Annotated in this window: 13 protein-coding genes and 2 pseudogenes; 6 read left to right on the top strand and 9 right to left on the bottom strand. The window is 55.8% G+C overall.

The genetic code is table 11. The features are described 5' to 3' along the window. Positions 1 to 254: hypothetical protein (locus AC2FNU_RS20525; protein ID WP_496791897.1), on the bottom strand; the 254-nt coding region annotated here is incomplete at its 3' end. 162 nt (positions 255 to 416) lie between these two features. Here AC2FNU_RS20525 and AC2FNU_RS20520 point away from each other — a divergent pair. Beyond that, positions 417 to 3104, top strand: a complete 2688-nt coding sequence (locus AC2FNU_RS20520; RefSeq protein ID WP_496791896.1) for a hypothetical protein — start codon at positions 417 to 419, stop codon at positions 3102 to 3104. Between the two features lie 345 nt (positions 3105 to 3449). Here AC2FNU_RS20520 and AC2FNU_RS20515 read toward each other — a convergent pair whose 3' ends face one another. Both AC2FNU_RS20515 and AC2FNU_RS20510 read right to left on the bottom strand, forming a co-directional pair. Further along, on the bottom strand, positions 3450 to 3914 hold the full coding sequence (locus AC2FNU_RS20515) for a GNAT family N-acetyltransferase (RefSeq protein WP_496791895.1): 465 nt from the start codon (positions 3912 to 3914) through the stop codon (positions 3450 to 3452). A gap of 13 nt (positions 3915 to 3927) precedes the next feature. Next, on the bottom strand, positions 3928 to 4185 hold the full coding sequence (locus AC2FNU_RS20510; protein WP_496791894.1) for a YjhX family toxin: 258 nt from the start codon (positions 4183 to 4185) through the stop codon (positions 3928 to 3930). Between the two features lie 384 nt (positions 4186 to 4569). Between AC2FNU_RS20510 and AC2FNU_RS20505 the strand changes: the two genes are divergently transcribed. Both AC2FNU_RS20505 and AC2FNU_RS20500 read left to right on the top strand, forming a co-directional pair. After that, positions 4570 to 5172 (top strand): hypothetical protein, encoded by a 603-nt coding sequence (locus AC2FNU_RS20505; protein WP_496791893.1) that lies wholly within the window; start codon positions 4570 to 4572, stop codon positions 5170 to 5172. 146 nt (positions 5173 to 5318) lie between these two features. Beyond that, entirely contained in the window at positions 5319 to 5690 is a 372-nt protein-coding gene (locus AC2FNU_RS20500) for a hypothetical protein (RefSeq protein ID WP_496791892.1), read from the top strand. Positions 5691 to 6032: 342 nt separating this feature from the next. Here AC2FNU_RS20500 and AC2FNU_RS20495 read toward each other — a convergent pair whose 3' ends face one another. From AC2FNU_RS20495 to AC2FNU_RS20470, 6 genes are all read right to left on the bottom strand, one after another. Then, on the bottom strand, positions 6033 to 6917 hold the full coding sequence (locus AC2FNU_RS20495) for an NAD(P)-dependent oxidoreductase (protein WP_496791891.1): 885 nt from the start codon (positions 6915 to 6917) through the stop codon (positions 6033 to 6035). Between the two features lie 18 nt (positions 6918 to 6935). Continuing rightward, positions 6936 to 8222: a TRAP transporter large permease gene (locus AC2FNU_RS20490; protein WP_496791890.1), complete on the bottom strand. Its 1287-nt coding sequence runs from the start codon at positions 8220 to 8222 to the stop codon at positions 6936 to 6938. A 1-nt stretch (position 8223) separates the two neighbouring features. Further along, on the bottom strand, positions 8224 to 8793 hold the full coding sequence (locus tag AC2FNU_RS20485; protein ID WP_496791889.1) for a TRAP transporter small permease subunit: 570 nt from the start codon (positions 8791 to 8793) through the stop codon (positions 8224 to 8226). A gap of 71 nt (positions 8794 to 8864) precedes the next feature. Further along, the gene (locus AC2FNU_RS20480) at positions 8865 to 9905 is read right to left on the bottom strand and encodes a TRAP transporter substrate-binding protein (RefSeq protein ID WP_496791888.1); all 1041 of its coding nucleotides are present in this window, start codon (positions 9903 to 9905) and stop codon (positions 8865 to 8867) included. Positions 9906 to 9986: 81 nt separating this feature from the next. Next, entirely contained in the window at positions 9987 to 10895 is a 909-nt protein-coding gene (locus tag AC2FNU_RS20475; RefSeq protein WP_496791887.1) for a LysR family transcriptional regulator, read from the bottom strand. Then, positions 10892 to 11698, bottom strand: coding sequence for a putative hydro-lyase (locus tag AC2FNU_RS20470; RefSeq protein WP_496791886.1), 807 nt, complete (start codon positions 11696 to 11698; stop codon positions 10892 to 10894). The genes AC2FNU_RS20475 and AC2FNU_RS20470 overlap by 4 nt, the downstream gene beginning before the upstream one ends. Positions 11699 to 11835: 137 nt before the next feature. On the opposite strand from AC2FNU_RS20470, the pseudogene AC2FNU_RS20465 reads away from it, so the two are divergent. The 3 genes and pseudogenes from AC2FNU_RS20465 to AC2FNU_RS20455 all read left to right on the top strand — a co-directional run. Continuing rightward, positions 11836 to 11916, top strand: a pseudogene (locus AC2FNU_RS20465) (IS6 family transposase); the annotation flags it as partial. Positions 11917 to 12111: 195 nt separating this feature from the next. Beyond that, positions 12112 to 12762, top strand: a complete 651-nt coding sequence (locus AC2FNU_RS20460) for a helix-turn-helix domain-containing protein (protein WP_496791885.1) — start codon at positions 12112 to 12114, stop codon at positions 12760 to 12762. Between the two features lie 171 nt (positions 12763 to 12933). Beyond that, positions 12934 to 13090, top strand: a pseudogene (locus AC2FNU_RS20455) (glutamine amidotransferase); the annotation flags it as partial.

Here is a 13090-nt window from a genome sequence, read left to right as displayed (position 1 = left end):
ATGACGACAGCTGCAAACCGGTCAAATCGAAACACAATTCGGCCTGCTGTTCCGACCATGCCTGCCCGACCGGAAAGTCCCTGATAGCCGACGAAGACATGAGCCTGATGGTCTTTGCGGCAATGCATGTATCCGGCGGTCACAAACCAACAATGGTCAAATACGTTGGCGCGCTGCTTGAACAACTGTGTCGTTTCCAAGCGCTGACCGCGCTTCACGAAGCCGCCGTCAACCTGATCTGCAAGAAGCCGCATTCAAAGCGGCACTTCAACGATATGCTTGAATATGTCTGGTGTATCTGTAGCGGCCAGAGCCACTGTGGTCAGGTGCCTTGCTGTCAAATTTGTGTCCGTCAACCCATCCTGGATTGCATCACGGATGCATACAGGAACTGGTGCAGCATCGAATGCTACACCGTGACCAAGATCAACCCAGAGCGTGCCTGCCCTGGCGATACGGTTGCGATCTGTGGGTGCGGGTTTGGCGATATTGCGGGGCGCGTGCAGTTCACCCAGCATGGCACGATGCACCCCGGCCCGATCGCTGTGCCGACCTCATGGTCAGACGAACGCATCTGCGTGATCGTCCCCTCTGGTGCAGGCTGCGGTTTGGCGATCATTCCTCCGGCCCAAACCATTAACGTCTGTGACCGTTTTCTGGACTATCGAGCGAGCGGAAAGCATCTGGCAGAGTTCGAAGGCACAAGCGCTGATATTCTTAAATTCGTCGTCAAAGGTCATCAAAATGACGATTGCCTGTTGCCCGGTGAGGTCCTGAAAATCCGCTGGAAGGTCTGCGCCGCTGACACTGTGACGGTTCGCATTGTGAACACGGAAACCGGTTCCGTCATTGCGCAGATTACACCGGCACCTGACCTGGGACGTTGGGATTTCGATCAAACCCATTTCGATCAAACGACCCGAGTGCGGGTCGAAATCGTTGCGACCGGTCAGTGCAAACCTCCGACTGTGAGCCAGGGTCTGGACCTGGTTTTCCAGAACCCGCCGAACCTGTCCATCGATGGGATAGAGGTAACGCAGGCGATCCAGTATTTCCGTGCCGCCCAGCATCTTACTGATCCCGCCGACCGGGGCCCGGACAACTCGTTGCAACTGGTGGCCAATAAATCGGCCTGGGTACGGACATATTTGCGCAGCGGACAGGACCCGAATTTCGACAACGGGCAGCTTGGCAATGTTGATGGTACGCTTCAAGTGGAACGCCGGGTCGGCGGGGTTTGGTCCACAGTGGCCAACATCGCGTCGGTCAACGCCCCTATGACAGCCCAGGACAGTTTTTCCAGCTATGACGCAGAGCGGCGCGATATCGACGCAACGCTGAACTTCATTATCCCTGCCAACGTTATGACGGGGCTTCTGCGTCTTTCGATCACCGTCTCTTCGCCGGATGATTGCTATGGTGGCAGCGATACGGCTCAACAGCTTGTTGACGTCGATCTTGAGCAGGAGTTGCGGGTTGCGGCTGTCACAATCGGCTATGAAGGCCCGCCAATGGGCGGTGGGGCCGATATCACGCTGCCAGCCCCCAACGCGGCGCAGGTTGCCGCTGACACCAGTTTTGCCCTTCGGGTCTTCCCGGTGAGCAGCACGCCGAACGTGCGGATCATCGACAGTCAGACGACAACACAGGGCCTGACAAACAACAGCTTCCCGGCGGGCGGATGCGATCCCAACTGGTCACCAATCCTAAACTTCGTGGCCAATGCGCGCACCAATGACGGCAATCAAGGCGACTGGCTTTATTATGGTCTGGTGAATGCGGCGATCCCGCGTTCGCATGGCAATACAGGATGTGCCAGCGGTGGCAACGGTGCCGGCCTTGCCGGCAGCCCGGTCACGCTTGCGCATGAATTGGGCCATCAGGCGGGCCTGCCACATGCCCCATGCGGTGCGGTCGGCACACCGAACGCTAACTATCCGCTGTACGAGCCCTACGATACCGGCATGACAACAACCAATTCCAGCGGCAACACAGTCTATTCGGATGCGAGTATCGGCGAATACGGTCTCGACACAAATGACGGGACAATACACAGGCCAGCCAACAGCGAGGATCTGATGGGGTATTGCGGACCTCGATGGGTTTCGATCTTTACGCATAACTACATGCTGAACCGTGCCGAATTTGACCCGGTTGCACTGGCAACAGGCGTGTCTGGCGGCAATACGACGGGGACAGGTGCCATGGAAGTCGACAGGCAAGACCAGATACGCCCATTTGTGACGATTGTCGGAGCGGTTGACAGAGATATGCAAGCATCGGTCGCAAGCCTCGTGCGGGTTCCAACGCGGCCCCTGAGGATGTCCGGCGCGCGTACTGATCTTGTCATCCAATTGCTCGGCGACAATGGCGAGGTGATCTCATCCGCGCCGGTCTTCACAATGGATACGCACGACGCCAATGGTGATGGCTGCGGCTGCGGCGGTTGCGGCAAAGAGGATCCGGCTGAACCGCCCTACAACTTCATCGCGGCAATGGGTGACGTCGACCTTGGAACTGCAATTCGAATTTGCCAGGGTGATAAGACCCTATGGGAACGCCAACGGCCGGCGCGGCCAATTAAAGTAGCATCGGCCGAAGCCAGTATTGGCAAGTCTGGTCTAAAGGTTTCCTGGAAAACGACCGGGGCTAAACGTGGTTACGATCCCGAAATCTGGCTGCAATGGTCCGCTGATGGCGAACGCTGGAACGGCCTGACCGTTGGTGTGACGGGCAACACTGTAGAGATCGACCCAGCCCCTATCCCTGCCGACAAAGTCAGGATCAGGGTTCTGGCGCATGACGGCTATTCCACTGCGACGGCCGACACCAAGCCAGTTAAACTGCCCGAGGTCCCGCCCGAGCTTGCCATCATTCACCCCTCAGACGGTCAGGTGGTGCGCGCAGATAGACCGCTGCACCTCTGGGGTACCTTCACTGGCCGCACCGAAGCAAAATCTGTTGAATGGTATCTGGACGGCAAGAAGGTTGCCAAAGATCTGGATGCCTGGGCCGACGCACCCAAACCCGGTGAGCATGTGGCAGAACTGCGCGCAAAAGGTGCGAGCCCGGTGACGATCAAGTTTTCAGCAGGTGATCGCTAGGTGAAAGGCTTTGATGTGTCGCAAGACATAACGATCCAATGATCGCTTACAGGGCTGACGCCTGACGTCTGGCAAGCGTTAGCCCACAAATTACCCTGTCGCGTGGATCAGAACTTGGGCCGGCTCGCCCGAACCCCTTACTTTTAGAAACACGGCTTTCCGTTCTCTGCTTCTATTTCAAAAGGTTGAAGACCTTTTGCACAAACGCCGGATCGATGTGAGCCATGAGGCTGACCGCACTCGTTTTGTCCTTGTTCCAGACGCTTTGCGGTCGGTGTTGTCATCTTGCCTGTCAATGTCTTCCGTCGGATGCCCTCGCCATCAGGATGGCGAGGGGCGCGCATGTCAAAGCGCCTTTCGGAAGATCACTTTGTCGTCTCCGTCAGCCCAAAAGTCGCGGATACGTGCTTCTTCTTCGTAGCCATTCTGAGTATAGAATTTACGCGTCAGTGTGAAGTCATCCGTACCAGATGTCTCTACGATCATGATACGCTGCCCCTTTTCCTGCAGGTGCTGCTCTGCCGCGCGCACGAGCGCTTCGCCAAGCCGTTTACCTTGCAGGTCGGGACGTATGGCAAGCGCAAGCATATTCCACGTGCCATCGGCCAGATCCTCTGGAACCGAATAGCACAGGCCCACTGCTTTTCCGTTGCAGTGGCAAGTCAGCCAAAAAGCGTCTGTTTCTCCTGCCAAGTAAGGAGCCAGCATGTCCGGAAGCATCTCGCTTGGGAAAAGCTGTGTCCTGTCCAGCACGGCCTGAAGCCCAGCAATGTCATCGGTTGAAGTGGCTTTGATGATTGGGTTTGTCATTTTCTGAATGTCCTTATCGGTTGTCGTATCGGGGGATCGTGGAACGAATGCCGAGTCCAGTGGCGCGGCAGGGTTGGCTGTGCGGGGGTTTGAAAAACCGCCGTTTTTTCAAGCGGTCGAAAAGCTTCAGCGAGCAATCAGCCAAGATATGGCCGTCGCGTGTGAAGCATGAAATTTCGCGCAGTTTGCCGTTCGTCATGCGTAGAAAATGGATTGCTCCACCTTGAGTCAGAACGTGCAAAACACGCTGCTCGTGCTTTGAGATATTCAATGGATTGTCTCTTGGTCTTATGTCAGCCGAAAAGGCTTCCGGCCTTTTGCGCGGAAGTCTTTTGGTTCAGGTTGGTCCAATCAGGTGGACCCTAGCGGCGGACCGCAATCGTAGACATAAAATCTCCATCGCTCTGCTTCAGTGCAGCGCGTGATGGAGACCTAGTGCAATGAGTTTCACAAGGCAAGCGGACGTTGGAAAATTCCAAACCAACGGCACCTTCTGCCTGCCTTACAGACGTTGTTCGACCTCAGGCATCCTATAAGCCGGTGGAAAGTGCCGGGTGTCCGCTCGGAGCCCAATGGGCCACATGCTGTACATGGCGCAAATGTCTGCTAAGAGTTTCTAAAAAGTGGAAAACTGTAGTGACGAGGCATTTGACCAATGACGCGCGCAAGGGCCGGTTGGCTGTGTTTCCTGGTGCTTTCACTTTTTCAAGTTGGCGAGGCCAACGCATTAAGCTGCGAGGAACCCGAAGTATCTGTTTTTGAACGCTTGCTGCCGCAAGACAAGGTCTTGCGCTTGCGTTCGCTGGCGCTCGCAGAAATCCTCGAAAACAAACGCGACGGGGAAGTGATGGTGCTCGGTCGATTCTATAAGACGACCAAGCTTCCATTCCTTCACGAGGAACAGCTAGAGGCCATTCTCTCACAATACTGGCCTCCGTCTGACGATGTTCAAATGCCTTGGCAAATTGAGTACTTTTACTCAAGTGCCTATCGCTTTGAAGGCCATCAATTTATCGACGGGAAGTTTATCCCGCTCGCAGCAGAGAACATTAATGCGCGCTTTTCAATTTCAGCTCATTATGCGGGTATGTTTGATGAATTGCCACCTACAGAGATTGACGTAATTGGCGCTCTGCAACTGACAAACGGCGATAAAACTTACGAAGTAACGACTTCACCTTGCCCGACCTACGAACAAATTGAGCCGTCTCAGGTGGCTGACTTGCTTCAGTGTTTTGCTGATGGTGAATGCCGATAGATCATATTCTAAGGTGCACACCGTGGCAGAGAAAAATCTTCGCAAAAGTTAATACACATTAAGCAAAATTAACTTTTGCTTTTTCCAACCATAACGCGACTTCATCTATAACACGTGCCGAGATTTACGGTTAGCGGAGTACGGCAATGTTTGACTTTAGTGACGTCACTTTCGACGTAGACAGTTCATATGTGGTTGAAGCAGGATCACAGGATTATGCGATAAACACCAATGATTTGGTTCCGGAAGTGGATTCCAACGATTTGGATCTTGAATTTGAAGAGTGGACAGGTTCGTTGGACCATCCGCCAAATGCAGATTGGGCGTCTGATATTCTAAGCGAATTCGAGGGTCTGCAAAGGCTCAGCAATACGCAGCAGCTGATTGAGATTGGCGCGCTTAACCTCATGACGGAAGAACTGAACCGCCAAAGTCAGCTGTTGCGGGTGCTTTTTGATACGCACGGAAACATAGTGGCCGACCTGACACGAGCGATTGCAATCAGCCAATCGCGCTAGCGTTACGGCCATGCACCGATTGCGCTCTGTGTGAGGCTATCCACAGGCCACCAACCAGCGACCCCGCATCCATTCGGTCTGGGATTCAAAGGGTAATGCCCCTGTTCACGTCTGTCTGACACAGGACCTATTCCCAGAATGCATGGTCTTGGAATTCGCGCACAGCCCGGCAATTAAGGGCAGCATGACAGAAATCTAGTTGGGCGAACCAACGGTTAGGATCAGAGCCTGGGCAAGAACTTTCTCTGAGGCGTAGTTTCCAGCACAGAGCTTTTGTGAGCGCGAAGGCGCGGGTTGGGTATTTCAAAACGCGCAATTCGGTTCGGCATTCAAAGAAACCCGTCAGCTCAGATTGGTGTCAGGCAACGAACGCAAAGCGGTGTAATAAGCTGAAAAATCGAAGTCACCTGAGGTTTCCGAAAACTTTGTGAAGGCTCGAGCAGCCTCGGCGCCGAACGGAGTGGATTGGCCACAGGCCAAAGCGGCCGATTGGGCAAGGCGCAGGTCTTTCGCCATTAGGCCCGCAGCAAAACCGGGCGCAAAATCATGCGAGGCGGGCGCGTGGGGGACAATTCCGGGGATTGGGCAGCGGTTTTCCAGCGCCCAGCTTTGCGCCGCCGCCCCGGCACACAAAGCGTAGAACTTTTCAAGGTCCAACCCAAGCGCGTCAGCCAGTGCAAAGCCCTCCATAACTCCCATTGCGGTGATGCCGCAGATCATATTGTGCGACGCCTTGGCGGCCTGGCCCGCGCTGACGGCGCCAAAGTGCATGATCTTGGACCCCATCGCCTGTAAAATAGGTTGTGCCCGCTCTAGGGCGGAGTCCGAACCTCCGACCATGAAGCTAAGGCTGCCATCCTCAGCCCCCGCTGGCCCGCCTGAGACCGGAGCGTCCAACATCGCCAACCCTTGTTTTTCCGCGCGTTCGGCCAGGGCGCGTGTGGTGTCAACGTCGATGGTCGAGCAATCAATCACCAAGCTGCCTGTTGCGGCACCCGGTCGGATGAGAGCCTCATGTACATCGGCAACATGTTGCCCCTCGGGCAGCATTGTCACGATGACCTTGGCGGCCGACAAAGCGTCTGGTGACGGTATAACCGCACCCTCGAAAGAAGCCCGTACCTGAGCATCAACATCCATTCCGATGACGTGATGCCCGGCGCGGCGCAAGGTCTCGGCCATCGGCCGCCCCATTGTACCAAGTCCGATAAAGGCGATTTCGGTCATTGTCTCATCGTCCTCTTTTTATCGCATCAAAACAGTGGGCAGCCAGGTCGCCAGCCCCGGCGCAGCGGCCAACAACGCGACCATCGCGGCCATAGCGCCGACAAAGGGCAAGGCACCGATCATGACATCTGTCATCGGCCCGCGCCCGCGGACACCCTGCACCACGTAAAGGTTCAGCCCTATTGGGGGAGTAATCAGCGCCGTTTCGATCAGGATCATCATGACAATGCCGTACCAGACCGGATCGAAGCCAAGGCTGAACATCAAAGGTGCGATAATCGGGATCGTGGTGATCATCATCGATAGCGTTTCCATGAAGCAGCCGAGGATCAGATAGAAAACCACCACAACCAGCAGCATCTGCATCGGTGTCAGACCAAGGCTGGTGACATAATCGTTCAACCGCGCTGTCAGACCGATGCCCGACAGGATCATGTTCAGAATGTACGCGGCAATGATGATCAGGACGATCATCGAGGTGGTGACAACGGTGCCCTCCAGCGCTTCGTTCAGCATTTTCCAGGTCAACCTGCGCCGTCCGGCTGCAATCATCAATGCGGCGACCACACCCAATGCAGCGGCTTCGGTCGGGGTTGCAAACCCCGCGTAGATTGATCCGATTACAACGATGAACACCAGTATCGGGGGCACCACACCCAGTGTGCCCCGGAACCGCTCGGCCAGCGTGTATTTCATACGGTGGCCTGCAGTTTCCGGGCGTAAGACAGCTATGAAGACGATCACCAGCATGAACAAAGCTGCAAGGATCAGGCCGGGAATGATGCCTGCCAGATATAACTGGGGCACTGACGTGTTGGTCAGGATACCGTAGATGATCAGGTTGACCGAAGGCGGGATCAGAATCCCCAAGGTTCCGCCCGCTGCCAGAGTCCCCAAAAACAACCGGGGCCCATACCCATGCCTGTCGATCTGGGGAACGGCGACCGTCCCGATTGTTGCGGCGGTTGCGACGGACGAGCCCGAGGTTGCCGAGAAAAGGGCGCAGGCCCCGACATTGGCGTGCATCACCCCACCGGGCAGCCAGCCCAACCATTTGGCCAACGCATCATACATCGCATCTGCCACGCCTGACCGCAGCATAATCTCACCCAACAACACAAAAAGCGGGATTGCCATCAGCAGAAAGCCGGACGAGGCGGTCCAGGCAACTTCTCCGGAGGCTTTATAGAGAGGAAGAAAGCCAAAGGTGCGGTCAAGTATAACGCCCATGACGCCCAAAGCTGCCGCGATGGGCAGGCTCAGGGCGATCAGAACGACCAGCAGGATCAAAGCCGTCAGAAGCAAGCTACAGTCTTTCCTTTGCTTCGCGGGTTTCTGTCCGCGCTTCTTCCTCGGCGCCCCGCACTCCGGCGACCAGTTTTGCGCGGTCCCAGTCGCGGTTGCGCAACGCCTTGAGATATTCGAGGATCAGAACCACCGTCACCGCACCGAAAACCCAGAACCCGGCGGCCCACAGCCCGTGGGGTATCCAGCGTGGGATCTGCATCTGGCTGTTGGAGACAGCGCCGGTGCGCCACGAGTTTTCAAACAATCCGGTTGCGAACCAAGCCAGGAAGAACGCAAAACCCGCCATCGCCAGCAGCGCCAGCAGATCCATTGCAGCCTGACCCGACCGAGGCAATTGTGCGTGCAGGATATCAATCCTAACATGTGCGCGGCGGATGATGGCCAGCGAGCAGCCCCAGGTCACGGTGATGGCCAGAACGTATCCGGCAAGCTCATCCGCGCCAACAAGGCTAACGCCCAACAGGCGGCGGCACAGGACTTCGGCCGAGATCATCACGACCGACATCAATAGTGCAAAACCGCAGGCCCGTGCCATCCAGGTGGCCAGTCGTTCGGCAAATGCGTACATCTTGGAATTCTAGCACCTTATGAGGTTCGGAAAGCAAGTTGTTCGCACAACCTGCTTTCCGCAACCGCTGGTCATTCGATCGATACACCTGTTGCCGCGCCGACCGTTTCGTTCCATGTTTTGACACAGTCCGCGCCGCATTGTTCGCCCCAATTGGCCAGAACCACCTCGCGCAGGATCTTGTCACGAAGGGCGATATCTGCTTCCGAAACCGGGACACGAGTCATTGAGCCCGGGTTTTCACGGGTACATGCGGCCTCACCAGCGTTACAGGCAAAACCTTCAGCTGTCTCCAGACCTGCGCCTTCCCAAACCGAGTTCTGGAAGGTCGCGAACTGCTCGGACAGGAAATCGCGGACCTTACCGTCCAGACCGTCCCAAACCTCGCCATTGGCAACCAGCACCACTGGCGACCATGCAATCGGCAGCTCATAGATATGTGTGGCAACCTCGTTCCAGCGCGCATTGAAACCCGACATCGAGCCTGTAATGGCGCAGTCGATTACACCCGTCTGCAGCCCCTGAACGACCTCACCAAAACTCATCGAGACCGGGGTCGCACCAAGCGCTTCGACAAAGTCTCCGATGGCCGACCCGGACGCGCGGATCTTGCGCTCAGACAGGTCCGAAAGTCCGCTCATCTCATCGCGGCAATAGACGACCTGAGCGGAATAAGGGTACACACCCAGAAGCTCTACATTGTATCTGTCGCGGTATTCCTTGGCCATGACCGGCTGCCAGGCGTCGGAAATGGCGCGCGCCGTTTCGATATCGGGCGCAAGCCCCGGCAGGTCATTGCCGCCGTTCAGAGCATTGTCGCCGATCAGATAGCCCATAGGTGTTTCAGCAAATTGAAGGGTACCCTGTTCGACCAGGCGGATGATCTCGGAGCCATCCATACCCAGTTCGTTGAACGGCCGGATTTCGGCGGTGATGGCGCCTCCTGACACTTCCGGCAGCGTGGAGGTGAAAAATGGTTGGGTAAAGTCGGTGTACATTGACACCATACCCCATGACCCCACGACGTTCAGCTTGGTTTCCTGCAGGTCTTCAGCAATTGCGGGCAATGCGGCAATGGCCAGTGCGCAGGTGGATAGAATTGGCAGCTTCATCAGAATCTCTCCCCTAACAACAACCAACTTGAGACTACCGCACCTTGCCAATCGCAACCAATTGTCGTTTTGTGTTAATATCTATCGATTTTTACGATTGGTTTTTTCCCACTGCCGGGCCGTGTCCACGGCCATCTGCGCTGCTTCCCGAGCCAGTTCATTCCCCGGTTCCGTACGATATGAGGCTGTGAACGAGATCGGATTCAGCTGGATCGGAACCGCCAGTTCGACCAGAGACCCGTCTGCGATGAACGGCTCAGCATAAACGCCCGGCACAGTACAGATCGCAAGCCCTTTGCGGGTGATCTCAACGCTCGCGCCCATCGCATTCGATGAAAACAGCCGTGGCGCGTGGACGCCCGCTTTGCGCAATGCGTCGGTCAACTCGATATAGGGGCGCGAGTTGGTGGCATAGCTCAGAACCGGGTTTTCGGTCAGGTCGTTCAATGTAATCTCTGACGCAGAGGCCAAAGGATGATCCGAAGCCGCCACCCAGATCATCGGAAAGTCGATCAGCGGGATGTTTGCGACCCGCGCATTCGAAACCGGCCCCATCAGCAGCGCAAGGTCCAGCCCACGGTCGATCAACTGATCTCTTTGATAGGTCGTGTTGTTGACAATTATCTCCAGGCTGGAGGCCGGGAATTTTCGCGAAAACGACGCGAAGAACGACGGCACAATCGTCGAGACCAGCGTTTCCGACACACCCAGTCGAAGGGTACCCTCGCGTTTCGGATCCTTGCCGACCGCCATTGACATTCTGTCCATGCTGGCCACGATTTCCACAGCATGTTCCAGCAGTGTCCTGCCTTTGGGTGTGAGGGAAACCGAATGCGGCGCGCGCGTGAATAACGAGGCACCCAGCTCCTGTTCAAGCGACGCAATCCGCGCAGACACGGTGGATTGTGTGGTGTTCAACTGCCGGGCCACCTTGCCGAAATGGCGCAGATGCGCCAGGGCGATGAAAGTCTCCAGCGTAATCCGTTTCATGTCACGGGGTTCAGCACTTGGTCCCAGGTCGCCGGAACGTCGCAGATCAGCATCTTTCCAGGATCGTGCGTAATGGCGAATGGCGGCTTGGCCCGGCGAAGAGCAGCTTGTGGTGTCACTCCACATGCCCAGAACATAGGGACCCCTTCACCGACCGGAGGATCCCCATAATCTGGGCGTTCTATCGATGCGATACCGATCTCCGAAGGCTCGCCCACATGAACGGGTCGGCCATGGCATTGCGGGAATTGCCCGGAAATCCTGATTGTGTCTTCCACCCGGTCGGCTGGAATTTGGCGCATGGACACCACCATCGTACCCCCAAAAGGCCCGGCCGATTTAAGGGGAATATTGGTGTCATACATCGGCACGTTTCTGGCGGCAGTCACGTGATGCAATTCGATCCCTGCCTCCATCACTGCTGTTTCAAAGCCAAATGAGCATCCCAGGACAAATGCAACCAGACCCTCTCGCCAGATCGAAGTCACATCGGTTGTCGTATCAACAATCGCGCCGTCCCGCCAAACTCGATATCCCGGCAGATCCGATCTTAGATCAATGGTTGCACCAAGCGTGGGAACTCGGCTTTGTCCCGGCTTTGTAACCGCCAAAAGAGGGCATGGTTGCGGATTGGAAAGGCAGAAATCGTGGAACGCATCGGCATGGTCTGTTGGCAGAACAACCAAATTCGCCTGCATTCGACCGGCGGCCAGCCCTGCAGTTGGACCGGTGATCTGACCCGCCCGAATCTGAGCGCGCAGCCGTTCAGTTTCATGAAGCGGGGAAAGCTCGGAAACAACCATCGTAACAGCCTTTTATTTCAGTCTACGTCAGACTAGCGCTCACCGGCACGTGGCGAAAGCATCGGTGGCTGAAAAATTCTTACTGTTTTTGACGGACCCCGGTCTGGCAGGTGGGAACAGAGTTTGCGACAAACCCGGTCAATCTCTGTCGCGCCGCAGACAAGCACGGAAAAACACTTGATTTCATGCTGCCTGAGCAGCGCAACAAACCCGCTGCCGCAGCGCGTTCTTGTTATCAACCAAAACTTGGCGACAAAACCATTCTGCTTAGTCCAGTTTCGCTGAGATTTGAGGAGTGCGCTTGCATGTTTTAAATATCTGAACAATCTGCGAGTAGGTTTGTGGTCGTATGCAGATCACTTGAGAAATGCCGATCCATCTTAATGAACCGACATGAGAGATCAGGAGGCCAGATGGCGCAGTCACACGATCCCGAGCAGCCCGTTGTCCTGTCGCAGGACCCGCACAAGCTTCGAGACAGCGGCGAAAAGAACCTGGAAACTGCGATTGGGCGCGAGATCAAGGCCCTGCGCCTGCAACAGGGCACAACGATTGCTGAATTGGCTGCACTGACCGGTCTGTCCATCAGCATGTTGTCCAAGATTGAAAACGGCGCGACATCTGCGTCGCTGACAACGCTGCAGTTGCTGGCAAACGCGCTTAGCACTCCGATCACTTCATTCTTTCGCCGGTATGAGGAAACGCGTAATGCCGTACATACCAAGGCTGGTGAAGGGGTCGAAACCGACAGGGCCGGTACACGAGCCGGGCATCAATATAATCTGCTGGGCCATTTGGGGGCCAATGCCAGTGGCGTGGTGGTCGAGCCTTACCTGATCACGCTGACAGAAGAATCGGACAGGTTTCCAACCTTTCAGCACGACGGAATCGAAATGCTGTACATGCTCGAAGGTGAGGTGGATTACCGTCATGGTGACGATATCTATTCGCTGAAACCGGGAGACACGCTGTTTTTCGACGCAGACGCGCCGCACGGGCCCGAGGTTTTGGTGAAACTTCCAGCGAAATACCTTTCCATCATCTCTTATCCGCAAACGAGTTGATGCGTCTTGCATCGTCCCGACAGGCCCGAGGTGCGTCTTTCGGGTCCGCTGTTTGTTGCTTATGATTTAGGCACAGATATTTTCCCATCAGGAAAAAATATTTCTTGAAGTTGTTTTTAGAGTTTCGGCCTGCTAGCGTTCCTCACGGCGAAATTTCAGGGGACAAAAGCGATGTGCGGAATTGTCGGCCTTTTTTTGAAAGACAGGGCATTGGAGCCTGAGTTGGGTTCGATGCTGACGGACATGCTGGTCACTATGACAGACCGTGGCCCGGACAGTGCAGGTATCGCGATATATGGGGCCGAGGCGGACGGCGCAGTCAAACTGA

It is taken from the genome of Ruegeria sp. BHSB064, from assembly GCF_059613205.1.
The sequence above is the reverse complement of the archived record's forward strand: the minus strand, read 5'-3'. Positions and strand labels throughout refer to the sequence as shown.